The sequence below is a fragment of the Rhizobium terrae genome (assembly GCF_003425685.1).
Classification (GTDB): domain Bacteria; phylum Pseudomonadota; class Alphaproteobacteria; order Rhizobiales; family Rhizobiaceae; genus Neorhizobium; species Neorhizobium terrae.
Genome location: NZ_QJKM01000027.1, coordinates 16,614 through 42,612 on the forward strand (window position 1 = coordinate 16,614; position 25,999 = coordinate 42,612).

The 25,999-nt window shown below is 62.6% G+C and carries 27 protein-coding genes and 1 tRNA gene; 19 read left to right on the forward strand and 9 right to left on the reverse strand.

Going from position 1 to position 25,999, the window contains the following annotated elements; all coding sequences use genetic code 11:
- The first annotated feature begins 1 nt into the window (after position 1).
- The gene (locus DMO26_RS30745; RefSeq protein ID WP_117196121.1) at positions 2-1,279 is read left to right on the forward strand and encodes a GNAT family N-acetyltransferase; all 1,278 of its coding nucleotides are present in this window, start codon (positions 2-4) and stop codon (positions 1,277-1,279) included.
- Between the two features lie 44 nt (positions 1,280-1,323).
- Here the strand turns inward: DMO26_RS30745 and DMO26_RS30750 are convergent, their stop codons facing one another.
- The gene (locus DMO26_RS30750; protein WP_117196122.1) at positions 1,324-2,958 is read right to left on the reverse strand and encodes an AMP-binding protein; all 1,635 of its coding nucleotides are present in this window, start codon (positions 2,956-2,958) and stop codon (positions 1,324-1,326) included.
- Positions 2,959-3,249: 291 nt separating this feature from the next.
- Between DMO26_RS30750 and DMO26_RS30755 the strand changes: the two genes are divergently transcribed.
- Positions 3,250-3,334, forward strand: a tRNA-Leu gene (locus tag DMO26_RS30755).
- A 38-nt stretch (positions 3,335-3,372) separates the two neighbouring features.
- Here DMO26_RS30755 and DMO26_RS30760 read toward each other — a convergent pair.
- The gene (locus DMO26_RS30760) at positions 3,373-4,107 is read right to left on the reverse strand and encodes a glycosyltransferase family 2 protein (protein WP_226951477.1); all 735 of its coding nucleotides are present in this window, start codon (positions 4,105-4,107) and stop codon (positions 3,373-3,375) included.
- A gap of 318 nt (positions 4,108-4,425) precedes the next feature.
- On the opposite strand from DMO26_RS30760, the gene DMO26_RS30765 reads away from it, so the two are divergent.
- Positions 4,426-4,941 (forward strand): disulfide bond formation protein B, encoded by a 516-nt coding sequence (locus DMO26_RS30765; RefSeq protein ID WP_117196123.1) that lies wholly within the window; start codon positions 4,426-4,428, stop codon positions 4,939-4,941.
- Positions 4,942-4,974: 33 nt separating this feature from the next.
- On the opposite strand, the gene DMO26_RS30770 is transcribed toward DMO26_RS30765, so the two are convergent.
- Both DMO26_RS30770 and DMO26_RS30775 read right to left on the reverse strand, forming a co-directional pair.
- Positions 4,975-5,532: an HNH endonuclease gene (locus tag DMO26_RS30770; protein ID WP_117196124.1), complete on the reverse strand. Its 558-nt coding sequence runs from the start codon at positions 5,530-5,532 to the stop codon at positions 4,975-4,977.
- Positions 5,533-5,633: 101 nt separating this feature from the next.
- Positions 5,634-6,275: a DNA-3-methyladenine glycosylase family protein gene (locus DMO26_RS30775; RefSeq protein ID WP_117196125.1), complete on the reverse strand. Its 642-nt coding sequence runs from the start codon at positions 6,273-6,275 to the stop codon at positions 5,634-5,636.
- A gap of 218 nt (positions 6,276-6,493) precedes the next feature.
- Here DMO26_RS30775 and gluQRS point away from each other — a divergent pair, with 218 nt between their 5' ends.
- Entirely contained in the window at positions 6,494-7,375 is an 882-nt protein-coding gene (gene gluQRS / locus DMO26_RS30780) for a tRNA glutamyl-Q(34) synthetase GluQRS (protein WP_117196126.1), read from the forward strand.
- On the opposite strand, the gene DMO26_RS30785 is transcribed toward gluQRS, so the two are convergent.
- On the reverse strand, positions 7,304-8,272 hold the full coding sequence (locus DMO26_RS30785) for a YihY/virulence factor BrkB family protein (protein ID WP_226951478.1): 969 nt from the start codon (positions 8,270-8,272) through the stop codon (positions 7,304-7,306). The genes gluQRS and DMO26_RS30785 overlap by 72 nt on opposite strands.
- A 69-nt stretch (positions 8,273-8,341) precedes the next feature.
- Here DMO26_RS30785 and DMO26_RS30790 point away from each other — a divergent pair, with 69 nt between their 5' ends.
- The 7 genes from DMO26_RS30790 to DMO26_RS30820 all read left to right on the forward strand — a co-directional run bounded on the left by DMO26_RS30790 (position 8,342) and on the right by DMO26_RS30820 (position 13,655).
- Complete coding sequence (locus tag DMO26_RS30790; RefSeq protein ID WP_117196128.1) at positions 8,342-9,175, forward strand: SDR family oxidoreductase; 834 nt, start codon at positions 8,342-8,344, stop codon at positions 9,173-9,175.
- A 17-nt stretch (positions 9,176-9,192) separates the two neighbouring features.
- Positions 9,193-9,396, forward strand: a complete 204-nt coding sequence (locus DMO26_RS30795; RefSeq protein WP_117196129.1) for a twin transmembrane helix small protein — start codon at positions 9,193-9,195, stop codon at positions 9,394-9,396.
- Between the two features lie 15 nt (positions 9,397-9,411).
- Positions 9,412-9,984, forward strand: coding sequence for a cob(I)yrinic acid a,c-diamide adenosyltransferase (locus DMO26_RS30800; protein ID WP_117196130.1), 573 nt, complete (start codon positions 9,412-9,414; stop codon positions 9,982-9,984).
- A gap of 25 nt (positions 9,985-10,009) precedes the next feature.
- Positions 10,010-10,756, forward strand: a complete 747-nt coding sequence (locus DMO26_RS30805) for a rhomboid family intramembrane serine protease (protein WP_117196131.1) — start codon at positions 10,010-10,012, stop codon at positions 10,754-10,756.
- 140 nt (positions 10,757-10,896) lie between these two features.
- Positions 10,897-11,643 (forward strand): electron transfer flavoprotein subunit beta/FixA family protein, encoded by a 747-nt coding sequence (locus DMO26_RS30810; protein ID WP_117196132.1) that lies wholly within the window; start codon positions 10,897-10,899, stop codon positions 11,641-11,643.
- A 27-nt stretch (positions 11,644-11,670) separates the two neighbouring features.
- Positions 11,671-12,612, forward strand: coding sequence for an electron transfer flavoprotein subunit alpha/FixB family protein (locus DMO26_RS30815; protein WP_117196133.1), 942 nt, complete (start codon positions 11,671-11,673; stop codon positions 12,610-12,612).
- A 161-nt stretch (positions 12,613-12,773) separates the two neighbouring features.
- On the forward strand, positions 12,774-13,655 hold the full coding sequence (locus DMO26_RS30820) for a 3-hydroxybutyryl-CoA dehydrogenase (protein WP_117196134.1): 882 nt from the start codon (positions 12,774-12,776) through the stop codon (positions 13,653-13,655).
- 332 nt (positions 13,656-13,987) lie between these two features.
- On the opposite strand, the gene tlpA is transcribed toward DMO26_RS30820, so the two are convergent.
- Positions 13,988-14,668: a thiol:disulfide interchange protein TlpA gene (tlpA, locus tag DMO26_RS30825; RefSeq protein WP_117196135.1), complete on the reverse strand. Its 681-nt coding sequence runs from the start codon at positions 14,666-14,668 to the stop codon at positions 13,988-13,990.
- Positions 14,669-14,706: 38 nt separating this feature from the next.
- Between tlpA and argH the strand changes: the two genes are divergently transcribed.
- From argH to DMO26_RS30845, 4 genes are all read left to right on the forward strand, one after another.
- Entirely contained in the window at positions 14,707-16,110 is a 1,404-nt protein-coding gene (gene argH, locus DMO26_RS30830) for an argininosuccinate lyase (RefSeq protein WP_117196136.1), read from the forward strand.
- Positions 16,111-16,196: 86 nt separating this feature from the next.
- Entirely contained in the window at positions 16,197-16,403 is a 207-nt protein-coding gene (gene lptM / locus DMO26_RS30835) for an LPS translocon maturation chaperone LptM (protein ID WP_117196137.1), read from the forward strand.
- Positions 16,404-16,418: 15 nt separating this feature from the next.
- Positions 16,419-17,687 (forward strand): diaminopimelate decarboxylase, encoded by a 1,269-nt coding sequence (gene lysA, locus DMO26_RS30840; RefSeq protein ID WP_117196138.1) that lies wholly within the window; start codon positions 16,419-16,421, stop codon positions 17,685-17,687.
- A 135-nt stretch (positions 17,688-17,822) separates the two neighbouring features.
- Positions 17,823-20,501, forward strand: a complete 2,679-nt coding sequence (locus tag DMO26_RS30845; RefSeq protein ID WP_117196139.1) for a TIGR02302 family protein — start codon at positions 17,823-17,825, stop codon at positions 20,499-20,501.
- Between the two features lie 117 nt (positions 20,502-20,618).
- On the opposite strand, the gene DMO26_RS30850 is transcribed toward DMO26_RS30845, so the two are convergent.
- The 3 genes from DMO26_RS30850 to DMO26_RS30860 all read right to left on the reverse strand — a co-directional run bounded on the left by DMO26_RS30850 (position 20,619) and on the right by DMO26_RS30860 (position 22,374).
- Positions 20,619-20,996: a response regulator gene (locus DMO26_RS30850; RefSeq protein WP_117196140.1), complete on the reverse strand. Its 378-nt coding sequence runs from the start codon at positions 20,994-20,996 to the stop codon at positions 20,619-20,621.
- A 115-nt stretch (positions 20,997-21,111) separates the two neighbouring features.
- Positions 21,112-21,654, reverse strand: coding sequence for a hypoxanthine phosphoribosyltransferase (gene hpt / locus DMO26_RS30855; protein WP_117196141.1), 543 nt, complete (start codon positions 21,652-21,654; stop codon positions 21,112-21,114).
- Between the two features lie 63 nt (positions 21,655-21,717).
- Complete coding sequence (locus DMO26_RS30860; RefSeq protein WP_117196142.1) at positions 21,718-22,374, reverse strand: hypothetical protein; 657 nt, start codon at positions 22,372-22,374, stop codon at positions 21,718-21,720.
- 206 nt (positions 22,375-22,580) lie between these two features.
- On the opposite strand from DMO26_RS30860, the gene ftsE reads away from it, so the two are divergent.
- The 4 genes from ftsE (at position 22,581) to DMO26_RS30880 (ending at position 25,977) form a co-directional block, all read left to right on the forward strand.
- Positions 22,581-23,240, forward strand: coding sequence for a cell division ATP-binding protein FtsE (gene ftsE, locus DMO26_RS30865; protein ID WP_117196143.1), 660 nt, complete (start codon positions 22,581-22,583; stop codon positions 23,238-23,240).
- 106 nt (positions 23,241-23,346) lie between these two features.
- Positions 23,347-24,297, forward strand: coding sequence for a cell division protein FtsX (locus tag DMO26_RS30870; RefSeq protein WP_117196154.1), 951 nt, complete (start codon positions 23,347-23,349; stop codon positions 24,295-24,297).
- Positions 24,298-24,361: 64 nt separating this feature from the next.
- On the forward strand, positions 24,362-25,093 hold the full coding sequence (locus DMO26_RS30875; RefSeq protein ID WP_117196144.1) for a YdcF family protein: 732 nt from the start codon (positions 24,362-24,364) through the stop codon (positions 25,091-25,093).
- A 92-nt stretch (positions 25,094-25,185) separates the two neighbouring features.
- On the forward strand, positions 25,186-25,977 hold the full coding sequence (locus DMO26_RS30880) for a lysophospholipid acyltransferase family protein (protein ID WP_117196145.1): 792 nt from the start codon (positions 25,186-25,188) through the stop codon (positions 25,975-25,977).
- Positions 25,978-25,999 lie beyond the last annotated feature (22 nt).

The window sequence follows — 25,999 nt, forward strand, 5'->3', positions numbered from 1 at the left end:
CATGGCACAACCTCCGATCAGCGGCGAATTCGAAGGCAGTGGCGGCGGTCGTTTTCCGTTGACGCAACCGTTCCGCGCCGCGCGTCCCGATGCCGATACGCGCCTTTCCATAGGCCGTCCGGGCCGCGAGCTCTGCCTCTATCCGGCGGCCTTCGGCTACGACCTGCAGGAAGAACTGGAATTCCTTTCCAACCGTGCGATGGAGCCGAACATCTTCTTCTCCGCAAGGCTGCTGGCGCCCGCCATGCCGCGCGTCGAGGACAAGCAGGTGCGTCTCGCCCTCATCCGCGACGAGCAGGGGGAGCGCAGCCGCATGCGCCTCTTGATGCCTTTCACGGTGGAAAAGCCGGGCTTCTCCATGGGTGCCTCGATCATCCGCACCTGGGCCAATCCCTTCGGCCCGCTCGGCACACCGCTCGTGGATGCGGAAGACGCGGCGGAAACGATCGACAACCTGCTCGAAGCCCTGACGGCCCGCGAAGCTCGCCTTCCTTCCGTGCTGGTGATGCCCGACGTGCGGCTGAACGGTCCCTTCGCGCAGCTCGCCAAGGCGGTGGCGATCGGCCGCAACCTGCCGGTTTCGGTGACCGATCCGTATCTGCGGCCGATGCTGGAAAGCTCCGCCGACGGCGACACCTATCTGAAACACGCGATCTCGCCCCATCATTTCCGCGAGATGCGCCGCCTCTGGCGCAATCTTTCCGCACGGGGCGGGCTTTCGTATTCCGTCGCCCGCCAACCGGAAGAGGTCCGGCTGCGTATGGAGGAATTCCTGGCGCTGGAAGCCAAGGGCTGGAAGGGCCGCCGCCGCTCGGCGCTGATCAACGACCGTTACCGCTCGGCCTTCGCCCGCGAAGCGATCACCAATCTCGCCGAAGTCGACGCAGTACGCATCCATACCGTCGATTTCGAGGGCCGCGCCATCGCCTCCCTCGTCGTCTTCCTCATGGCCGGCGAGGCCTATACCTGGAAAACCGCCTATGACGAGGGTTTTTCCAAATATTCTCCCGGTAAGCTTCTGATGATGAAGCTGACCGACTGGCATCTGGAAGACGCCAACATCGTACGCACCGACAGCTGCGCGGTGCCGGACCACCCGATCATGAGCCGGTTCTGGGAAGAGCGCGAGGAAATGGGCACGCTGGTGATCGGGCTTGCCCAGAACGGCGACCGCGACGTGCGCCAGGTCGCCGCCCAGCTTCACCTCTACCGCAATACCCGCAACATGGCCCGCATCCTTCGGGAAAAGATCCTGTCGATCGCCGGCCGGTCCGAATAGTCCCCTCCCGCGCAATCTCTGCCGGAAGCCGCAGCACGCCTGCTCTATTCGGCCGCTGCCCTTTCCCTCAGCAGCCGGCGGATCACCTTGCCGGTGGTGGTCAGCGGGATATCGTCGACGAAGGCGATCTCGCGCGGATATTCGTGCATCGAAAGCCGCGTCTTGACCCAGTCGCGGATCTCCGCCGCAAGATCGTCGCTCGGACGATAGCCCGGAGCCAAGGCGATATAGGCCTTGACGATCTCGGTGCGCACCGGATCCGGCTTGCCGACCGCCGCCGCCAGCCGCACCGCCGGATGGCCGGTCAGACAGTCCTCGATCTCGCTCGGCCCGATACGGTATCCGGAAGAGGTGATGATGTCATCGTCCCGGCCGATGAACTCTACATAACCTTCGCTGTCCTGCCGGCCGAGGTCCCCGGTGACCAGCCAGTCGCCGACGAACTTGTTCGCTGTCGCCGCCGCATCGTTCCAGTAACCGAGGAACATCACCGGATCGGGCCTGCGGATCGCAATCTGCCCCATTCTGCCGGCCGGCAGCTCGATGCCCTTTTCGTCGATGATCGCCACATGGTGGCCGGGCACCGCGCGGCCGATCGCTCCGCCTTTGGAAACATCAAGATTGGCCGCCGACCCCAGGACGAAATTGCATTCCGTCTGGCCGAAAAGCTCGTTCACCGTCAGCCCCAGCGCAGACTTCGCCCAATCATAGGTTTCCCGGCCTAGGGCCTCTCCCGCCGAGGTGACCGTGCGCAGCTTGAGATCGTATTTCTCACGCGGATTGGCGACCGAACGCATGAGTCGAAGCGCGGTCGGCGGGATGAAGGCGTTGCGCACGTCCATCTCGGCCATGATGCGAAAGGCCATGTCCGCATCGAATTTCTGAGCCGGCGAAGAGACGACCGGGATGCCGAGCATCAAAGCCGGCATCAATACGTTGAGCAGGCCGCCGGCCCACGCCCAGTCGGAAGGGGTCCAGATGCGATCGCCTGCCTGGGGTGCGAATTCGTGACCCAACTGGAAGCCGGGAATATGACCGGCGAGCACCCGATGACCGTGCAGCGCCGCCTTGGGTGGTCCGGTCGTGCCGGAGGTGAAGATCATCAACGCCGGGTCGTCGGGGCCGGTACCCGTCACCTCGAAGAGGGGCGGATGAGCCGAGACCAGTTCATCGAACGAGAGGCATTCTTCTCCGGTGGCCACACTGCCCGTGACGATCACATGCCTGAGGTCTGGCAGCTTTTCCGAAAGGCCGTCGAGCCGCGTGAGCCCGAAGGCATTGGTGACGATCGCCGCCGCGCCGGACGCCTTCAGGCGGTATTCGAGCGCCTCGGCGCCGAAAAGCAGCGCCAGCGGCAGGGCGATGCCGCCCATCTTGTAGATCGCCACATGCGCGATCACCGTCTCGAAACTCTGCGGCAGGAGAAGCCCGATGCGATCGCCTGGTTTCAGGCCGAGCGACACGAAGGCGTTTGCAAGAGAGGCCGAACGGGCAGCAAGCCCGCCATAGGTCAGCACAAGATGATGGCCGTCCAGGCTGAAATGCTGGAGGCAGACGCGTTCCGGATGCTGCGCCGCCCAGGCATCGCTGACCACCTCGCCCATGTTGAACCGTTCGGGGATTTCCCAGACGAAATCACGATAGAGGTCCTCGTAGGAGGCGCCGGCGGACAGTTTCATGGGCAACGGATCTCATTTTGCTGCACCAGCTAACATCTTCGAAGTTTGAAATACAAGGGGGACAGCCGCGAGGACTTCACAGGCTGAAATGCGCTGCTTCCCCGGAAATGGATTTCAGGAAGACGTTCGGCCGGCGCGGGCACGGTCATCCGCAAGATGCGGCAGGGGTGGACGAGAAACTCCCTCGCCGCAGCTCGAAGCAAGCCTGCACAACGCGGAGCCCTGGAGCAGCCACTTCAGTCTTGCAAGCCGATGCGACGCCGTGATAGAGCCCTTGGCCATACCACCCGTGCCCCGTTGGCGGAATTGGTAGACGCGCCTGACTCAAAATCAGGTTCCGAAAGGAGTGCTGGTTCGATTCCGGCACGGGGCACCATCGCGCTTCCCGATGCCAGTGAGGCTTAGTGAGGCTTATCAGCCCTTTTCCCAGACCGAGGTCGAATTGCGGATGTTCTTCTGGATGCCGCGCTCGCTGCGCCAGTCGCGGCCGATATCGGCGATGACCGGTTTGTTTTCGGGCGAAAAGATATAGTTCCGCCTGGTCGCCACATAGGCCTGCAACAGCGGATTGACGCCGGAATAGAACTGCTTTTCCGGGTCCTTCGTCACATCCATCAGTTCCGCGGCGCGACGGGCGAAATCGCCCCGCAGGATCGAGGGGGACGTGGTGAAATAGGGCGTCTTCCTGGGGGTTGGAATTCTGATGCCGAGAAGCTTGAAATATTCGCGCTTCTGGTGGAGGTGACCCTCCTTGCGGACATCCCAGTTCTTCTCCGCCGTGTGGAACGAGACCTGCGAGACGGCCGGGTCGCCGAAAGGTGCGAACGCTTCCATGCCGATCTCCGTCAGGGCGATCCAGTCGTCTTCCAGATGGACGACGAACTCGGCGGTCGTCGCCGACCACAGCCGCTGCACGGCCGCAGTGAAACCGGGCGTCTCCGGTTCGAAGACCACGCCGTGCGGGAACGTGTTCCTGAAGAGGGCGATGCAGGCTGCATGATCGCTCTCGTCCCCGAAGATCGGGTCGAGGTTCAGGTAGACGGTGGCGATCTCGAAATTGTTCAGCATGCGCTGCGAGAGACTGTTCAGGGTCGGCGACAGGAGATCGGGGCGCCTGGAGGCAACGATGCAGACATCGGTTTTCGGCATTCAATGGATCTCGCGCGTCTTTGGGCGGGTTGCCGTCATGCATCTTCTCCTCGCCCGTGGTGCGTGGCCGCAGCGCAGAAGAAACCGGCCGACCGGATCTGCTGCATAACCGCCTTGATATCCCCCTTCAATAGGCGAAACCAGACCCCTCCGGTATTTCGGCAGCCGGGGGTGGATCGCGCTTTCGGCAGGCACGCCGCAAATCCTCCGCAAACTCACGAAAAAGTGCCGCAATGGCGACGGTTCGTCTCAGGCGTGGTGATTTACAGCGCCGTGGCATCTGCTCTAAGTGAGCCAGGCATCAATCAGGAGAGGCGCATGGCGCTGACAGCTTCCACCCCCCGTTCCCGCGTCGGTTTCGGTTACGCCGTTCTCGTCACCCTCGGCATGGCGGCGACCGTGGGCGGGGCGCTCGCGTTCCAGCACATCGGCGGCTACATTCCCTGCGCGCTCTGCCTTCTGCAGCGCGATCCCTATTATTACGGCATTCCGGTCGGCATCTTGGCGATCATCGCGTCGGCTTTCGGCCTGCCGGCATGGGTGACCCGCGCGCTGCTCGTCGTCATCGGCGTGATGATGCTGGTCGGCGCCGGCATGGGCGTCTATCACTCCGGCGTCGAATGGCATTTTTGGGAAGGTCCTTCGAGCTGCGGCGGCGCCTCCAGCGTGACCACCAATGCCGGCAATCTGCTCGCCGACCTCAACACGGTCCATGGCCCCTCCTGCACGGAAGCCGCACTTCGCGTTCTTGGCCTTTCGTTTGCGGGCTGGAACGTCATCGCCAGCGTGATTCTGGCGGCCATCGCCTTCACAGGTGCTAAAAAGGCCGCGTGACGCGACCTCCGTTACCCCAATGGCTGCAGTCCGTCAGGGCTGCAGTTCCGTATCCCAGTAGAGATAGTCCATCCAGCTTTCGTGCAGATAGTTCGGCGGGAACAGCCGGCCGTTGTTGTGCAGGTCCTGCACCGTCGGCTGGTAGGGCTTCTGGTGCGGGAACATGCCGGCCTGCTTCGGCAGCTTGCTGCCCTTCCTGAGATTGCAGGGCGAACAGGCAGCCACGACATTCTCCCAGGTCGTCTCGCCGCCATGGGCGCGCGGGATGACGTGGTCGAAGGTGAGGTCGTCGTGTTCACCGCAATACTGGCATTCGAACTTGTCGCGCAGGAAGACGTTGAACCGCGTGAAGGCGGGGTTGCGGGTCGGCTGCACGTAGGTCTTGAGGCTGACGACGCTCGGCAGTCTCATCGAAAAGCTTGGCGAGCAGACCGAGTGATCGTATTCCGCGATAATGTTCACTCGGTCGAGGAAGACCGCCTTGATCGCGTCCTGCCAGGACCATAACGACAAGGGATAATAACTCAGCGGCCGGTAGTCAGCGTTCAGAACGAGCGCCGGCAGGGCCTGCGGGGAGACTGCAATCGTCAAGTGACGCTCCTACCCGATTCGGCATCTGTACTTTCTATATTAGGTCCGTTGTTACAGGATTGTGAAGCCCAATAAATGCAGTGGGATACTTGGGGTGGGGCCTAGACCAGAGGTGTGACGTTCCGGCGCATTTTCGCAGCATAATAAGCCCAGAAAAGCCGCGCCGCGACCGAACGCCACGGCTTCCAGATTTCCGCCATCCCCGCCAGGTTTTTTGCCGACGGGCGGGATTCCATGGCGAAAGCGTGGCCGACGGCGGCCTGCAGCGCCACGTCGCCCGCGGGAAAGACATCCGCATGGCCGCCGCAGAACATCAGGTAGACTTGCGCCGTCCATGGGCCGATACCGGGCAGCGCCGTCATCGCCTTGATCGCCTCGGCCGTTTCGAGTTCACCGAGGGACGACAGGTCGAAACGACCTTCCGAAATTGCTGTGGAAAGATTGAGGAGGGTCGCCGCCTTGGCGCGAGACAGGCCGAATGTCGCCACCACGGCCGGATCGAGGGCCACATAGGCGGCGGCGGTGACGGGGCCTGCCGCGGTGATTCGCTTCCAGATCGCCTCCGCGCTCGCCCGCGATACCATCTGCGAAACGATGATCGAGGCAAGGCCGGCAAAGCCAGGTTCGTTCAACCGAAGGGGCACGGGGCCGGATGCCTCGACGACCGCGGCAAGCCGAGGGTCGAGACGGATCAGCGCCTCAAGCCCTGCCTCGATGTCCGATTGATTGCGGATGATGGTCATGTGATTTCCGCCTGTAAGAGGCAATTGCATGCCCGTGTTCGGATCCTCGGGTCAAGCGTAGACGATGACAACGGAGAACTCCGCCGGAGAACTTGGCCATAGATACGCAAAAAACCTTCTGGCCTGCGACGACGGTTGCTATTTGCGTCAACAAGCCGCACACACTCGCCATCCTCGGATTTGCCCCGGGGACCCGGACAGACACAAGCACGATGTGAATGCTCACCATCCAGGTCGATAACCCGGTCTATCGTTTTGCACCAAGCCCGAACGGCTTCCTGCATCTTGGCCATGCCCTGTCCGCGCTTCTCAACCATGACATGGCGACCACGGACCACGGGCGTTTCCTGCTGCGGATCGAAGATATCGACCTTGCCCGCTGCACGCCGGAATTCGAGGCCGCGATCTATCGCGATCTCGCCTGGCTGGGGCTGGACTGGGAAAGGCCGGTGCGGCGACAGTCGGAACATTTCGACGCCTACCGTGCCGCACTGGATCGCCTGACCGACATGGATCTCGTCTATCCGGCCTTTCTGACCCGAAGTGACGTGAAGGCCAGGGTTGCGGCAAAGGAAGCGGAAGGGAAGCTCTGGCCGCGCGACCCGGACGGCTCGCCGCTCTATCCGGAGGACGATCGCCACCGCAGCAAGGCCGAGCGACAATCGCTGATCGGAAGTGGTGTCAAGCATGCTTTCAGGCTCGACATGGCGAAGGCGCTACGCCTGCTCGGCCGCCCCTTGAGCTGGACGGAAACCGGCGACGGACGACGCGGTGACATTCCCGCCGATCCCTCGGCCTGGGGGGATGTGATCCTCTCCCGCTCGGACGCGCCGTCGAGCTACCACCTGTCCGTCGTGGTCGACGATGCCATGCAGGGGATTACCCGTGTGGTGCGCGGGCTCGACCTTTTCGAGGCGACCGCCGTGCACCGCCTGCTGCAGGAGCTTCTGGACCTGCCGGAGCCGGTCTATCACCACCACCGCCTCATTCTCGGGCCGGACGGCAGGAAGCTTTCGAAAAGCGAGGGATCAACGGGGCTCGCGGCGCTTCGCAACCAGGGGCTCGACCCTACCGATGTCCGCCGCCTGGTCGGCCTTTGAGAGGGCCTCGCTGCCTCTGCGGCGCCGGGAAAATACCGAATAGATCCGGTACTTCATCAGCGCAGCGTTGAACTCTGCGCCGAGCATGAAGATCACGCCCACCATGTAGAGGAAGATCAGCACGACCATGATCGACGCCAGCCCGGCATAGGTGGCGGTATAGTTGGCGAAGGTCGAAAGGTAGGCGGCAAAACCGAGCCCGAAACACGTCCAGACGACGATCGTCAGGACGACGCCCGGTATGATGTCGATCAGCCGGCGCCGGCCGGCCGGCAACCATTTGTGGGACGCAAGGAGACCGATCAGCAGCAACAGCGCCGTGCCGTAAAGACCCCAGTTGACTGCCGTGGTCAGATCGCTGATCAACCAAGGGAAATAGAAGCGGGTCTCGGCGAAGCGCAGCGCCACCGGGACGGCAAGCAGCAGGATGCTGATCACCGCCAAGATCACGGTGATAATGATGACATAACCGAGGCTGGCAAGACGCGTGACGTACCAGGGCCGGGTCTCGGTGACGCGATAGGCGCGGTTGAGTGAGATGCGCAGCGCCTCGACCCCGTTCGAGGCGAAATAGGCAGCCGCCAGGACCGAAATCGTCAGCAGCCCGCCACGCGGGATTTCCAGAACCCTCTGGATCTCGGAAGCGATCGGCTCGGCAATGTCGGCGGGCCAGGCATCGAATAGCAGATGCACGGCCGTCTGCGAAAACCCGCCGGCACCGAGGAACCCCGCCAGCGCCGTGCCGAAGATCAGGAAGGGGAACAATGCCAGAAGGCCGGAAAGCGCGACATGGCTCGCCATCGCCCAGCCGTCATCGTCGGAAAAGTGCCAGTAGGCATCCCACAGCACGTTAAAGGCGAGCTTGTACCACCGGAAGGGGCGGTTTTTTTCCGACAAGGGCAACTCCGTTGTGACTTGCGGCGAAATATGGGAGGAACCCATGCTGTTGTACAGGGATCAGATCAAATGGATGACAAAAGAACGATCATCGTGACCGGCTGCTCATCCGGCATCGGCGCCCATTGCGCGCGGTCACTGAAGGCGGACGGCTGGCGGGTTTTCGCGACGGTGCGGAAGGAAGCCGATCTTGCGCCGCTCGAGGCCGACGGCATCGAGGCACTGCTGATGGATTACACCCGGCCGGAGACGATCGCCGCACTGGTAGAAACCGTCCTGTCGCGCACCGGCGGCCGGCTCGACGCCCTTTTCAACAACGGCGCCTACGGGCAGGCCGGCGCAGTGGAAGACCTGCCCACCGATGTCCTGCGCGAACAGTTCGAGACCAATCTCTTCGGCTGGCATGATCTGACGCGGCGGCTGATCCCCGTCATGCGGGCGCAAGGCCATGGCCGCATCGTCAACTGTTCATCGATATTGGGCATCCTGCCCTATCGCTATCGTGGCGCCTATACGGCATCCAAATATGCGCTGGAAGGACTGACGGTCACCATGCGGATGGAGCTCGAAGGCAGCGGGATCGGCGTAAGCCTCATCGAGCCGGGGCCGATCACCTCCCGCTTCACCGCCAATGCCCTCGTCAAGATCCATCAGCACATCGACCTTCAGGGTTCGGTGCATGCCAGACAATACGAGCGGCAACTGAAACGGCTCGACGGGCGAGGCCAGATCAGCCGCCACAAACTCGGCCCGGAAGCGGTTTATGATGTCTTGACGCATGCCTTGACCGCGCCTCGTCCCAGGCCACATTATCTGGTAACGAAGCCCGCCAAGCAGGGCGCTTTCCTGAAAAGAATACTCCCGGCCGCGCTCTTCTATAAGCTGATGCGCCGGCTGGATTGAAAGGCAGCAATCAGACCATGTCCAGTTTCACAACCGTCCTTGCCCTGATCGTCATGGGGCTCGTGGTGCTCGTCCTGATCCGCGGGCTGTTCAACATGATGAAGGGCACCGACGCCAACAAATCCAACAAGCTGATGCAATTGCGTATCCTCTTGCAGGCAATTGCAATCGTCCTCATCATGCTGACACTCTGGATTACGGGCGGCGGTCGCCCGACCTGATTCTGATGATGGCGGATGGTAAAGCTCAACAAGATCTATACGCGGACCGGCGATAACGGCACCACGGGACTGGCCTCCGGTCCCCGCCGCGACAAGCATGATCTGCGGGTCGCGGCCTACGGCACGGTCGACGAGACCAATTCGGCCGTCGGGCTTGCCCGCCTCCACACCTCCGGCATGCGCGAGTTGGACGACATGCTCTTTCGTATCCAGAACGATCTCTTCGATCTCGGCGCCGACCTTTCGACACCCGATACCGGCGAGAAGCTCGAATACGAACCGCTGCGCATCGTCGAGGCGCAGGCGACGCGGCTGGAAACCGAGATCGACGCGCTGAACGCGCATCTCGATCCGCTCCGGTCCTTCGTATTGCCAGGCGGTTCACCCGCCTCCGCCTACCTGCATCTCGCCCGTACCGTATCGCGCCGCGCCGAACGGCTGATCGTCGAGCTCTCGCGCCGCGAAACCGTCGGCCCGGCGGCGCTGAAATACATCAACCGGCTTTCCGACTTCCTGTTCGTGGCGGCGCGCTTCGCCAATGACGGCGGCAGGGCCGATATCCTCTGGATTCCGGGCAAAAATCGCTGACCGACAGCGGGAGAGGCTGAAATACATGTTCATCCCGCTGCACGACGCCAACGATCTCAAGTTCATCCGCGTCCAGTACGTGACCTTCGGCCTGATCGCCGTCAATGTGCTGGTCTGGCTGTTTTCGGCCGTGGCGCCGCCGGACGTGGTCGAGCGGGCTTCGCTCGGTTTCGGCTTCATTCCCGCCGTGATCTTCGACTACGCGGTGCTCGATCCTTCGCTGGTGATCGTGCCGGACGATGTGACCTTCATCACCTATGCCTTCCTGCACATGGATTTCTGGCATCTTGCTTCCAACATGCTGTTTCTGTGGGTATTCGGAGACAACGTCGAGGACGCGCTGGGGCATGTAAGGTTCCTGGCTTTCTATCTCATCTGCGCCGTCGCGGGCGCCGCACTGCACGGGCTCGTCGCGCCCTCGGCGGAAGGCCCGTTGATCGGGGCATCCGGGGCGATCAGCGGCGTGGTGGCCGCCTATTTCCTGCTGCATCCGCGGGTGCGGGTCTGGGTTCTGGTCCTCTTCCGCATTCCGCTGCCGCTGCCGGCTTTCATTCCGCTGGCGCTCTGGCTCATCCAGCAGTTCGCCATGCTGGCACTCGACCTCGATGGCATGGTTTCTTGGGGGGCTCATGTCGGCGGCATCATTGCCGGCGCCGTCCTAGTCGTCTTCATGCGGCGCAGGGACGTCCCGCTCTTCGACAGGAAGATCATGACGCCGAAAGCGGTCGAACGGAAGCCGGACATGACGCAGACGGCTGCGGCAACTGAATAGCACTATGAGAAAACGACAAGCTGAGCCGGGTAAATCCACGTTGTAATCGGGCGAAAAATGCGTATCCATGTCGCCCACTGACAAACGAGGAGCCGGCAAATGTCGCAATTTGCCGTGGATAGAAGTCAAGGAAGGACCCCATGAAGATCCTGGTGCCAGTCAAGCGAGTGGTCGACTACAACGTGAAGATCCGTGTGAAGCCGGATGGCTCGGGCGTCGAACTTGCCAATGTAAAGATGTCGATGAACCCGTTCGACGAGATTTCCGTCGAAGAGGCGCTGCGTCTGAAGGAGGCCGGCAAGGCCGAGGAAGTGGTGGTCGTGTCGATCGGCCCTGCCAAGGCGGAAGAAACGCTGCGTACGGCGCTTGCCATGGGGGCCGACCGGGCGATCCTGGTCGAAACGGACGACGTCGTCGAACCGCTTGCGGTGGCCAAGATCCTGAAGGGCGTCGTGGACGCCGAGCAGCCGGGCCTGATCATCGTCGGCAAGCAGGCGATCGATGACGATTCGAACCAGACCGGCCAGATGCTGGCGGCGCTGCTGGGTTCGGCCCAGGCGACCTTCGCCTCCAAGATCGAACTTGCGGAAGGTTCCGCCAAGGTGACCCGCGAAGTGGACGGCGGACTGCAGACGATCGACGTCAAGCTTCCGGCTGTAGTCACCACCGACCTCCGCCTCAACGAGCCGCGCTACGCCTCGCTGCCGAACATCATGAAGGCGAAGAAGAAGCCGCTCGACAAGAAGACGCCGGGTGATTTCGGCGTCGATACCGCACCGCGCCTCAAGGTGCTGAAGACAGAAGAGCCGGGCGGCCGAAAGGCCGGCATCAAGGTCAAGACGGTCGAGGAACTGGTCGCCAGCCTCAAAACCGCCGGCGTGCTTTGATCCGGAAGAGATAGGGAGATTACGGATATGGCCATTCTTCTTCTGGCAGAACACGACAATGCGAGCCTCAACGACCAGACCGCCAAGGCACTGAGCGCCGCCACCCAGATCGCCAAGGACCTGGGAAGCGACGTGCATGTGCTGGTTGCCGGCTCCGGTGCACAGGCCGCCGCCGATGCGGCCGCCAAGCTTGCGGGCGTCTCGAAGGTCCTGCTCGCCGACGATGCAGGGCTCGCCAACAACCTGGCCGAGCCGCTCGCGGCGCTGATCGTTTCGCTGGCCGGCTCCTATGACGTGATCATCGCGCCTGCCACGGCATCGGCAAAGAACGTCATGCCGCGCGTCGCGGCGCTCCTCGACGTCATGCAGGTATCGGAAATCATCGAAGTGATCTCCGCCGACACGTTCAAGCGGCCGATCTATGCAGGCAACGCCATCCAGACGGTGCAGTCGGCCGACGCCAAGAAGGTGATCACGGTTCGCACGGCATCCTTCCCCGCGGCCGGCGAAGGCGGTTCCGCCTCCGTCGAAAACGTCTCCGCTGCCGCCAACCCAGGTGTTTCGAGCTTCGTTTCCGACGCGCTGTCCTCGTCGGAGCGTCCGGAACTGACCTCCGCGAAGATCATCATCTCCGGCGGCCGCGCCCTCGGTTCCTCGGAGAAGTTCCAGGAAGTGATCCTGCCGGTGGCCGACAAGCTGGGTGCTGCCGTCGGCGCCTCCCGCGCTGCGGTAGACGCGGGTTATGCCCCGAACGACTGGCAGGTCGGCCAGACCGGCAAGGTCGTCGCCCCGGACCTCTATATCGCGGCCGGCATTTCCGGCGCCATCCAGCACCTTGCCGGCATGAAGGACTCGAAGGTCATCGTCGCGATCAACAAGGACGAGGAGGCTCCGATCTTCCAGGTCGCCGATTACGGCATCGTCGGCGATCTGTTCGAAATCCTGCCGCAACTCGAAAAGGCTCTTTGACCTTTTGTTCATTTCGCAACCGCGAAAAGTGCTGGCAAAACGGCAAGTAGCGGAATAACAATCTGCCGGGCTGCATACATGCAGTCCGGCATTTTCATAAAATGGGCGCACGCTGGGGATAGCGTCGACGCCCTCGGGGTCAAAGCCCAGGGAGCGAAACGATGAGTTCGGTCATAAAGAATATCGGCGTCATTGGAGCAGGCCAGATGGGCTGCGGCATTGCACATGTCTCGGCTCTCGCTGGCTACAAGGTGCAGATGTACGATGTTTCAAAGGACCGGATCGAAGCCGCGCTCGCCACCATCAACGGCAATCTCGCCCGCCAGGTTTCCAACGGCAAGCTCTCCGACGAAGAGCGGCAGGCAGCCCTTTCGCTGATTTCCGGCTCCGCCGACCTGAACGACTTCGCGCCCATGGACATGGTGGTCGAAGCGGCAACCGAGGACGAAAGCGTCAAGCGCAAGATCTACGCCCAGGTCTGTCCGATCCTGAAAGCCGAGGCGCTGCTCGCCACCAATACCTCTTCGCTCTCGATCACCCGGCTTGCCTCCGCCACCGACCGGCCGGAAAAGTTCATGGGCATACATTTCATGAACCCCGTGCCGGTGATGAAACTGGTGGAACTGGTGCGGGGCATCGCAACGGATGAGCCGACCTTCAAGACCGCCAAGGACTACGTCGCGTCGCTCGACAAGACTGCCACCGTCGCCGAGGATTTCCCGGCCTTCATCGTCAACCGCATCCTGCTGCCGATGATCAACGAGGCGATCTACACGCTTTACGAAGGTGTCGGCTCGGTCGAGGCGATCGACACGGCGATGAAACTCGGCGCCAACCACCCGATGGGCCCGCTGCAGCTTGCCGATTTCATTGGCCTCGATACCTGCCTGTCGATCATGCAGGTGTTGCATGACGGCCTGGCGGACTCGAAATACCGCCCCTGCCCGCTTCTGGTGAAATACGTCGAAGCCGGCTGGCTCGGCCGCAAATCCGGCCGTGGGTTCTATGACTACCGCGGCGAGACGCCGGTTCCGACGCGGTAAGCGGAAGCTGCTTCGGCCTTGCCTTGTCAGAAAAGGCGTTCAAGGCTATATTGAGGGAGTGAGAGGCGAGCCTTCGCCCGCCCCTCCGGTTTATTTTTTGGAATGTGACCCGCACGCGTGCCTGCCAGCTCGTGCGGGTTTTCCGTAAGATAAACGTGATGCTAAATGGCATGAGCCACATAGTTCACTCTCCAGTTGGATGGCGAGGCCTTCGCCGGGTCGGAGGGCCTATCTCCTCCGATGCGCCTGACAGGGGCGTGTCTGCTTTGGCCATCACAACCATAGGCAGCATAGTGTAGAAATTTACGTCACTTCAATTGGAAAATTGCAGGCTACGATCCCCTCGCCGCCGTGATCAGTGCTTTCGCGTCAGGGCTATCCCAGGCGGCCGGACCGTTCATCGCCGAGATCAGGCAGCCTTTCTTGTCCATCACCAGCGTCACCGGCAAGCCGAATGCGAGGCCTTCCTTTTTCAGCGCGTTGAAGACGCCCATCGAACTGTCTCGGTAATATCCGAGCGCGTCGACGCCATATTCGGCGAGGAAGGCCTTCGGTTTTTCGTCACTGCCGGTGTCGATGTTGACGGCCACGACCTCGAAGTCCCGGCCGCCCATTTCCTTTTGCAGCGCGTTCAATGCCGGCATCTCCTCGCGGCAGGGGCCGCACCAGGTGGCCCAGAGGTTGAGGAGCACCGTCTTGCCGGAGAAATCGGCGGTCTTCAGATCCTTGCCATCCGGTCCCTTGAAGGCGAGAACGAGCGGCCGCGGCGGCTGCGCCGCGACCATGGCGGCGACCTGGCCCCTGGAAAATTGCGAGACCGACTTCGCCGTTTGGACCGCGCCTTCGCAGGCGCCGGAAGATGCGGCCAGCAGACCGTCCACGCTCCCACTCGGGCCATTGCCAGACCCCGTATTCCTCACGTATACCGCCACGGCGCCGGCGAGAACTCCCGCGACGGCGGCGATCACGATCAATCTGGCGGACGGAAGGCCGAAGGGTCTTTTGGTCGTCATCAATCACTCACCGTGAATCACTCTAGGACTTTTGCATCATGGCCGACGGCACGAAGGACGCGACATCCTCAAACCAGATGTGGGGCGGGCGCTTCGCCTCGGGGCCGGATGCGATCATGGAGGAGATAAATGCCTCGATCGGTTTCGACAAGAAGCTCTATGCCCAGGATATCCGCGGCTCAATAGCGCATGCGACCATGCTGGCTGAAAAAGGCATCATTTCGCGCGAAGATAAAGACAAGATCGTGCAAGGCCTGAACACGATCATGTCAGAGATCGAAAGCGGAGAATTCGAGTTCTCCCGCAAGCTCGAAGACATCCACATGAACGTCGAGGCACGGCTTGGCGTCCTGATCGGTCCCGCCGCCGGGCGCCTGCACACCGCCCGTTCCCGCAACGACCAGGTTGCGCTCGATTTCCGCCTCTGGGTAAAGGAAGAGCTCGCCAAGACCGAGCGCATGCTGACCGACCTGATCGCCGCCTTCCTCGACCGCGCGGAAGAGCATGCGGAAACGGTCATGCCCGGTTTCACCCATCTGCAGACCGCCCAGCCGGTCACCTTCGGGCACCATTGCATGGCCTATGTGGAAATGTTCGGCCGCGACCGCGCCCGTGTGCGCCATGCAATCGACCATCTCGACGAAAGCCCGATCGGTGCTGCCGCCCTTGCCGGCACGCCCTATCCGATCGATCGCCACATGACGGCCAAGGCGCTTGGCTTTCGCGAGCCGACCCGCAACTCGATCGACACCGTCTCCGACCGCGACTTCGCGCTGGAATTCCTCTCCGTCGCGGCGATCTGCGCCGTCCACCTGTCGCGGCTTGCGGAAGAGATCGTCATCTGGTCGACGCCGCAATTCGGTTTCGTCCGCCTCTCGGATGCCTTCTCGACGGGCTCCTCGATCATGCCGCAGAAGAAGAACCCGGATGCCGCCGAGCTGGTGCGTGCCAAGACCGGCCGCATCAACGGCTCGCTGGTGGCGCTGCTCACCGTCATGAAGGGCCTGCCGCTCGCCTATTCCAAGGATATGCAGGAAGACAAGGAGCAGGTCTTTGACGCAGCCGAAAACCTGGAACTGGCGATCGCCGCCATGACCGGCATGATGCGCGACATGACCATCCGCGCCGACAGGATGCGCGCCGCCGCCGGCGCCGGCTTCTCGACCGCGACCGACCTCGCCGACTGGCTGGTCCGCGAAGTGGGCCTGCCCTTCCGCGAAGCCCATCACGTCACCGGCCGCGCCGTGGCTTTGGCCGAAGAGAAGGGCTGCGACCTTTCCGAACTGACTCTGGAAGAGCTGCAGGAAATCAACCCTGCGATCACCGACAAGGTGTTCAAGGTGCTCTCCGTCGATGCTTCCGTCGCCAGCCGCCAGAGTTTTGGCGGCACGGCGCCGTCCGAGGTGAAGAAACAGATCGCCTGGTGGCGGGCCCGCAATTAAGGGAGATCGCCCCCCGGAATAGTGACTGCACAAGTGCGCGGAACTTCGCTATGACAGTTCGCGAGCCGTGCCGGAGAAGGAAAAGCATGTCGAAGTCGCTGATGAATATCGCCCGCATCGCCCTGGTCGTAAGCCTTGCAGGCGTCGTCGTTGCGGGCTGCGGCCGCAAGGGCGATCTCGATCGTCCGAGCACGCCGGTGGAGCAGCAGAACATCCGCAAGAGCACCAAGCCGGGCGAGCGAAAAGCCGAGCCGGTTGCCGAGCGCCCTTTCCTTCTCGATCCGCTTCTGTAATCCCCGAGTTTTGTCGTGAACCATTTTCATTATATCGACGGCGTGCTGCACGCCGAAAGCGTGCCAATCCCGGAAATCGCCAGGTCCGTCGGCACGCCCTTCTACGTCTATTCGACTGCCACGTTGGAGCGCCATTACAAGGTCTTCTCGCAGGCTTTTGCCGATGTGGACGCCATGGTCTGCTACGCCATGAAGGCGAATTCCAACCAGGCGGTGCTGAGGACGCTCGGCCGGCTGGGCGCCGGCGTCGACGTCGTTTCCGGCGGCGAGTTGCGCCGTGCGCTGGCGGCAGGCATTCCGGCTAATCGCATCATGTTTTCCGGAGTCGGCAAGACGGTGCAGGAGATGGATCTGGCGCTTTCCGCCGGCATCTACTGTTTTAACGTCGAGTCCGAGCCGGAACTGGAGGTCCTGAACCTGCACGCCGTCAAGATGGCGAAGAAGGCGCATGTCTCCTTCCGCATCAATCCGGATGTCGATGCAGGCACGCATGCCAAGATTTCCACCGGCAAGAAGGAAAACAAGTTCGGCATCGCCTATGAGCGCGCCCGCGCGGTCTATGCCCATGCCGCTACGCTTCCGGGCATCGAGGTGACCGGCATCGACATGCATATCGGCAGCCAGATCACCGAATTGCAGCCGTTTGAAAACGCCTTCCGGCTGCTGCGTGAACTGGTCGATACGTTGCGTTCCGATGGCCACAAGATCGACCACGTCGACATCGGCGGCGGCCTCGGCATCCCATATAAGGACGACAACAATCCGCCGCCGCTTCCCGATGCCTATGCGGAAACGGTGAAGCGCCAGCTGCGGTCGCTGAACTGCAGGATCGTCACCGAGCCCGGCCGTCTGATCGTCGGCAATGCCGGCATCCTGGTGACGGAAGTCATCTATGTGAAGGATGGCGGCGAAAAGAGCTTCGTGATCGTCGACGGCGCGATGAACGATCTGATCCGTCCGACGCTCTACGAGGCCTATCACATGATCCGGCCGGTCGTGGTGCCGCCCGTCGATTCGCCGCGCATCAGGGGCGACGTCGTCGGCCCGGTCTGCGAGACGGGCGACTATCTGGCGCTCGACCGCGAGATGGCGGAGCCCAGGCCCGGCGACCTGATCGCCGTCGCATCGGCAGGCGCTTATGGCGCCGTCCAGGCCGGGACATACAATACCCGCCTGCTGGTTCCCGAGGTTCTGGTCAAAGGCAGCGAGTTCCATGTCGTGCGTCCGCGCGGCACCTATGAGGAGCTTATCGCGCTCGATTCCGTTCCCGCCTGGCTTGCGTGAGGCTTTAACGTCGCGTTCACTTTTGCGGGAAACTGCCTAAAATATGGGGGCGAAATGCCCCCTGCCCTCGTCTTCGCCACAAACACTGCTATCTTGGAAGCTTGATTTGCGCCGCCACGACTGGAGACGGACCGCATGAGCTTCATCCGCAAAGGTGCCTTTGAGTCGCATCCTGTGCTTGCGCGCCGTGTCGCGCTGAAACGCTCCTTCGCACGGATCGTCCTGTTTTTCGAGCGTATCCTGCCGCTGCTCCTGCTGCCGCTCGGCATCGCGGCGCTGTTCCTCTCCGTCGCCTGGTTCGGCATTTTCCGCATCGCGCCGGATTGGGTACGCTGGGTTCTGGTCGGCGGTTTCGCCTTCGCCTTCGTCTATTCGCTCCTGCCGTTTACCCGGCTGCGCTGGCCGGCGGCCGCCGAGGCCGACCGGCTTCTGGAAGTCCGCAACAATCTGCCCCACCAACCGGTCGGTGTGCAGGAGGACGAACCTGCCTTCGAGACACCCTTTTCCCGTGCGCTCTGGAAGGAACACCAGATCCGCATGGCCGAGCGCATCGCGGCCCTCGATGCCGGCCTGCCGCAGCCGGATATCGCAAGGCACGACCGTTTCGCACTCCGCGCCGTCCCCGCGCTTGTCTTCATCGTGGCGCTCGGCTACTCGTTCTCGAACGGTGGCGGCTCGCCGGCCGATGCTTTCCGCGAAGCGCCGCCCGCGCCGAGCGTCAATCCGGACCTGCGCATCGACGCCTGGCTGACGCCGCCTTCCTACACTGGCAGGGCGCCGGTCTTTCTGACGGGCAGAGAGGCGATGCCGGCAAGCGTCCACGCGGTCTCCGTTCCGCAGAATTCCGCCCTTACCGTGCGTGTCACGGGCGGCGAGGGCGGCGAAACGGTCGTCTTCACGCCCAAAGCCGATGGCCAGGCGATTACGCTGATGACCGAAGAGGCGAAGAAGGCAGCCGAAGCGGCGGCAACCCAGCCGCAGCAGAAGGCTGGCCAGCAGCCCGCCCCACCGCAGCAGGCGAACCAGCCTCTGCCGCCGCGCACCTATGCGCTGAATGTCGGTGAAAGCGGCAGCCTGACCACCAACGGACAGACCTGGACCTTCGAGATCATCCCCGATCGTCCGCCGGAGATTGGCTTCGACGGCCAGCCGCGTCCTTCCGTCAACGGGGCGCTGGAGATCGGCTTTACCGGCAAGGACGATTACGGCATCCGCGAGGCCCATGCCCTGATCGAGCCGGTCGGCCAACAGGATCCGCAGGCGACGCCGCTCTATCCGCTGCCGGAGTATCGGTTGGACCTCCCGCGCCAGAAGGGCAACGAGGTCAAGGGCGTGACGAGCCGCAACCTCGTCGAGCATCCGCTGGCCGGCAAGCGGGTCAGGATCACGCTCGTCGCCAAGGATGGCGCCGGACAGACCGGACGCAGCCCGCCGCACGAAATGGTGCTGCCCTCACGCGGCTTTTCCGAGCCACTGGCCGCCGCCGTTGCCGAAGAACGGCAGGTCTTTGCGCTCGATACCCGCCAGATGCCCCGCGCCATCGCGCTCAACGAAGCCTTGGCGCTCAGGCCGGACGAGACCATTCCGAACCTCAGCCATTTCCTGCTGATCCGTTCGGCTCTCGGCCGGATGCAACTGGCCCGCACGGACGAACAGCTCAAGAACACGGCCGATTATCTCTGGGAAATCGCCCTCGGCATCGAGGACGGCGACCTTTCGCAGGCCGAGAAACGGCTGCGGGATGCCCAGCGCAATTTGGCCGAGGCGCTCCGCAACAATGCCTCCGATCAGGAGATCGCCAAGCTGATGAAGGAACTGCGTGAGGCCATGCAGGAGTTCATGAACGAACTGGCCCAACGGATGCAGAACGCGCCGCAGGCGCAGAACAACATGCAGGCGCAGAACGTCATCCGCCAGCGCGATCTGCAGAACATGATGGACCAGATCGAAAACCTCGCCCGCTCCGGCAATCGCGATGCGGCCCAGCAGATGCTCAACGAACTGCAGCGGATGATGAACAATCTGCAGGCCGGCAGGCCGCAGCGCGGCCAGCAGAGCCAGCAGCAGAACAGCCAGATGCGCCAGCAGATCGACAGGCTCGGCGAGATCATGCAGGAACAGCAGCGGCTGATGGACCAGACGTTCAAGCTCGACCAGGCTCTGCGCGACCGCATGCAGCGCGGCGACCCGAACCAGCGGCAGCAGGGGCAGCAAGGCGAACAACAGCAAGGTCAGCAACAGCAGCAGGGTCAGCAAGGGCAGCAGAATACCGACCAGATGACCGCCGAACAGCTTCGCGAAGCGCTGAAGAACCTGCGCGCCCAGCAGGAAGGGCTCGGCAAGAAACTGGAAGAGCTGCAGAAGGGCCTCAAGGAGCTCGGCATGCAGCCCAGCGAAGGGTTCGGCAAGGCGCAGAACGAGATGGGCAATGCCGGCAAGGCGCTCGGCGAAGGCCAGGGCGAACAGGCCGTACAGGGCCAGGGCAATGCGCTCAACGCGCTGCGTCAGGGCGCCCAGAACATGATGCAGCAGATGATGCAGGCCATGCAGCAGGGCCAGGGCCAACAGCAAGGCCAGGGACGCGATGGCCAGGGCGAGAACATGACCTCGCAGGGAGGCCAGAACGGCCGCGATCCTCTCGGCCGTCCGCGCGCGACATCCGGCCCGGATTTCGGCGATCAGGTGAAGGTGCCCGACGAGATCGACGTGCAGCGCGCCCGCGAAATCCTGGAAGCGATCCGCGAAAAGCTCGGCAACGCGCTGTCGGGCGAGGCCGAGCGGCGGTACCTGGAGCGGCTGCTGGAGATCAGGTAGAAGGCTGGAAGCCGGCTTGGACGCCCGCCGCAATGCGTTTTGCCGCCGAATCCAGGCTTTCGGGTATTGTGGCTTGACCCGAGCATCCAGACAAGGCCAGGGGAAGCCTGAAGGCCCTTACGCCGCCCGCGGGCTACCTGCCGACAACGCCGCAGCCACCGCGCGCCGGATATCCGGCAGGGCGAAGGGTTTTTGCACCACGTCGACGATCTTGGCCGAAAGGTCGTCGGCGCGCTCGCGCTGTTCGGCATAACCGGTCATCAGCAGGATCTTGAGGTCCGGAAACCTGGCGGATGCCTTGTGCACCAGTTCGATCCCATCCATGACGGGCATGCGGATATCCGAAAGCAGCAGGTCGAAAGGCCCCTGGTTCAGCTTTTCAAGACCTTCAGCGCCATCGCCGGCCTCATGGGTCTCATGACCATCGAGACGAAGCGCCCGCGCCACGAACATGCGAAGCGAATCCTCGTCCTCGGTAATCAGGATCTTTGCCATAGCGATCATCGCTCCCCGTCTTGTTTCATATCGGGAGCAAATCATCAGAGTTTCGTTGTCGAGGAGTAAATGGCGCCCTCTGCAGGGCAACCATGGTTAACGTCTCGTGATCGGATCACGCATCGCCGGTCACGACACCGACGAACGGCAGCTCGCGAAAAGCGTAGGCGACATCCATCCCGTAGCCGACCACGAAATAGTCGGGGCATTCGAAACCGACATAATCCGCCTCCAGCTCTTCCTTACGCTTGACGCTCTTGTCGAGCAGCACGGCGATCGAGACGTTGCGGGCGCCGCGCTCGTAGAGCATTTCCTTGGCGAATTTCAGCGTGCGGCCGGATTCCAGAATGTCGTCTATCAGCAGGACGTCACGATCCTTCACGTCGCTGTCGATGTCCTTGACGATGCGCACACCCTGCGAAACGGTGCCCGCACCGTAGCTTGAAAGCGTGATGAATTCCACTTCCGGCGCGAGGCCGACGTCGTGCAGCGCCCTCAGGAGATCCGCCGCGAAAATGAACGAGCCTTTGAGGATGGCAATAACCAGCAGGTCCTTGGTAGGACCGGCGGCGATCCTCGCGGCCATGTCGCGATTGCGCTCGGCAATCTGTTCGGCGGTATAGAGCGGCTCAATGGTCTTGCCGCGTACGACGGGCATGAGGTTCTCCTGCGTGTCCGTAAAATCCGGCGATACCACGAACCGCGGAAAAATAGAAAGGCCTCATGCGCCGCGCTCGGTGAAGGAAAGCCGCAGATCCGGCAGTTTTCCACCGGGCTGCGGCACGCGGGCGGAAAAACCATGGCTCTGGCGACCTGCGATGGCGGCAACCGGCGGCGTGATCAAGGTCGTCGTCAGCAGCTCTTCGCCGGCCAGCAGATCGGCACGGATCGCAGGCATCGAAAGCCGCGCATCGCTGCGGTTTTCGACGATGCCGTTGATCAGCAGGACCCGCATCCCGTTGGCATCTTGCGGCGTCATGGTGACATGGGTGATGTCGAGGGCCTGCCCCACGTCCGCCGTCTGCGTTCCGCTGAAGAGAAATGAGAAGCCGCCGGCAACCGTGAAGACCAGCACAAAGACCATTGCCACGACAGCGGAGAAGAAGTCCGCCGAAAGCCGCATCAGGGCCCGCTCGCCGGCCGCCAGCATCCGCTCCAGAAAGGATTTCTTGACGCCGGCCGTCGTAAAGGGCCTGCGGCGATTGTCGTTGTGGGAGGGGCGATGAGCCCGGCGGGAAACATCACCTATCGTGACGAACTGGGCATCGACCACTTCGCCGCGCGGCCGCCGCGTCCGTTGCACCCTGCCGGAAGCGTCCGGCGGCAGGATGTCCATCCGGATGACGGGCTTGCCCTGCGAGGTGCGGAAGGTGCTCATGAGGCCCTCTTCGGCCCGTTTTCCCCTGTCTTCGGGATTGCGGGCATTGAAACGAATCCCGCTCAGTCGTAAATTCAAATGGTTAACACTTCGCAAACATGGCCTGAAATTAGCCCTTTTCCGCGGGTGGTTTACCCTTCGTTTACCCGTGTCGTTAAGAGATAGCGACGCCAGAGAGTTCTCCAGAGTCAGGACTGGGTCATCCGTTGATTCATTTTGAAAATGTCGGTCTGCGCTACGGGATGGGCCCGGAGATCCTCCGGGATATGACCTTCGATATCCCGAAACGCTCCTTCCAGTTCCTGACGGGACCGTCGGGCGCCGGCAAGACGACATTGCTGCGCCTGCTTTTCATGTCGCTGCATCCGACGCGGGGGATCATTCGCATGTTCGGCCGCGACTTGTCGCAGATCCCGCGAGCCGAACTGCCGATGCTGCGCCGGCGTGTCGGCATCGTCTTTCAGGATTTTCGCCTCCTCGAACACCTGACCACCTACGAAAACGTCGCCCTGCCGCTGCGTGTGCGTGGCAAGGAGGAAAGCTCGTATCGCAGTGACGTGATCGAGCTTCTGAAATGGGTGGGTCTCGGCGAGCGCATCAACGTGCTGCCGCCTGTCCTTTCCGGCGGGGAAAAGCAGCGGGCGGCCATCGCCCGCGCCCTGATGGATCGCCCCGAAATCCTGCTTGCGGACGAACCGACCGGCAATGTCGATCCGCCGATGGCGCGGCGACTGCTCAATCTCTTCCTGGAACTCAACCGGCTGGGCACGGCGGTCGTGATCGCCACCCACGATCTCGGGCTGATGGACCAGGTGGATGCCCGGCGGATGATCCTTACCGAAGGGCGGCTCGACATCTATGAATGAGGCAAGCCGTCCGAAAGCCTCCAAGGCTGCGAAATCACCGAAAACGCCGGCGAAGGAACCGAAGGCTCCGTCGCCCGCCGCACAGCAGCCATCGCGCCGGACCGAAATGCGGGTGCGGCCGACCGCGCCGATCCTGCCTCCCTCCAACATTCAGGGCAATGCGCTGATGGTGGTGATCGCCATCATGGCCTTCCTCGCCTGCCTGACGCTCGGCGCCGTCAGCATGGTGCGCGCCACCGCGGCAAGCTGGCAGAGCCAGATTTCCCGCGAGATCACCATCCAGATCAAGCCCGACGACGGGCTCGACATGGATGCGGCGCTCAAGAAGGCGCGTGACCTGGCGCTCACCTTCGTCGGCACGCGCGAGGGCACGATCATGGACGAGGATGCCACGGCGCGCCTGCTCGAACCATGGCTCGGCGCCGGACTGAACCTCGACGATCTGCCCGTGCCGCGTCTCGTCATCGTCACGATAGACGAGAAGAACCCGCCGGATTTTGCCGCCATGCGCGATCTGCTGAAGAGCGAGATCCCGCAGGCATTCCTCGACGACCACCGCACCTGGGTGGACCGGCTCGTCTCCATGGCCCACACCACGGTGCTGATCGGCACCGGAATTCTGGTGCTGGTCTTCACGGCCATGATCCTGACGGTCATCTTCGCAACGCGCGGGGCGCTTTCGGGAAACCGCCATATCGTCGAGGTGCTGCATTTCGTCGGCGCAGAAAGCTCCTTCGTGGCGGGAGAATTCCAGAGGCATTTCCTGAAGATCAGCATCAAAGGTTCGGCCGCCGGCGGGGCACTTGCGGCCGCGCTGTTCGCTGCGGCCAACGTCTGGCAGGCGAATTCGCTGGCGACGCCGGAAAGCGACCAGGCAGCCGCGCTGTTCGGCTCTTTCACGATCGGCATCACCGGTTATCTCGGTATCTTCGCCACCATGGTCGTAATCGCGCTTCTGACCACGCTGACCGCCCGCTTCACCGTCATGCGCACGATCGACGAGATCGACCTCATCCGCTCCGATCCGGCCCGATCCGATGGGCTGTCAGCTTCTTGAACCGGACATCTTACCCCTATAGTCTGGCCCTGTTCTCGCCACGAATCTCCGGCTATGGACAGTCATGACACCGGCCAAGTTGACACCCGAAGATGGATCGGATCGCGATGCGCGAACTGCGTCGGGTGGTCTGTTTTCGCGCAAGGGCTGGCTGCGATGGACGGCACGACGCATGATCATGGCCTCCGTCCTCACTCTCGCGCTGCTGTTTGGCGGTTTCCTTTGGTTCGCCAATGCGGTGACCTCACTGAAGGCGCCGGACGGGGTGAAGGCCGATGCGATCGTCGTCCTGACCGGCGGTTATCTGCGCGTCGAACAGGCGCTCGGGCTTCTGCGTGACGGCGCCGGACAACGGCTCCTGATTTCCGGAGCGCACCCTTCCACCACGCCGACGCAGATCCGCAAGGTCACCCAGGCCTCGCCGGACCTTTTCGCTTGCTGCGTCGATATCGGCTACGACGCGATCGACACGATCGGCAATGCCAACGAGATCACCCGCTGGATCCATGACCATGGCTATCGGTCCGTTCTGGTGGTGACCAACAACTACCACATGCTGCGCAGCCTGCACGAACTGCGCCGCGCCGACCCGAAGACCGAGTTCATCCCCTATCCGGTGATCAATTCCGATCTCACCCGCAAGGCCTGGTTTACCGAACCGGACGTCCTTCGCACCATGCTTTCGGAATACGGCAAGGTCGTGCTGGCGACCGTGCGCGACTGGCTCGGCATCGAACGCGGGACTGGGCTGCGCACCGAAGATGCCCCGAAAGCGGCGGCCAAGCCTCAAGGCTAGAAAGTCCCTCCAGTACCGTCAGTCGCCACAAGGCGCTTTTTTCAGGACGCGATCTCGTGTAGGCAACGCCTGTCCAGAAGGAATTCCTGTTCATGCTGCTCCTGCGTTCGGTTCTTTTCAACACGGCGTTTTATACGAACATCATCGTGCGAATGATCGTGCTGTCGCCGTTCTATTTTCTGTTGCCGCGCAAGGCCGCCTACCGCATTCCCAAGGATTGGGCAGCCTCCAACAACTGGCTGATGGCCAAGATCGTCGGCGCGACGTTCGAAATCGAGGGTATGGAGAATATCCCCGAGGGCGGCTGCATCTTCGCGCCCAAGCACCAATCGGCCTGGGACACGTTCGCACTGCTGCCCTATCAGCGCGACCCGGTCTATATCCTGAAGCGGGAGCTGATGTGGATCCCGCTGTTCGGCTGGTATGTGGCCAAGCAGCGGATGATCCCGGTCAATCGCGGCGCCCGCGGCAAGGTCATGGTCGATGTCATGACCCGCACGAAGGAGGAGATGGCCGCCGGCCGGCAGCTCATCATCTATCCGGAAGGAACCCGCCGGCCACCTGGCGCGGAGCCGCAATATCGTTACGGTATCGCCCGCATCTACCGCGACATCGAAGTGCCCGTCGTGCCGGTCGTCGCCCATTGGGGGCTGTTCTGGGGTCGCCGCAAGCTCGTCAAGCAGCCCGGCCACTTCAAGGTGCGCATCCTGCCGCCCATCGCGCCCGGCATGGATCCGGACGCATTTTATGCGCATCTAGTAGAGACGCTCGAAAGAGAGAGCGACAAGCTCCTCGTCGAGACGGTCGCAGCCAATCCGCATCTGCCCCTGCCGCCGACCGCAGCGAAGCGGCTTGCGGAGCTGAAGGCTCAGACGGCGGCCTGATCGCTGTCGATTCCTTATTGCT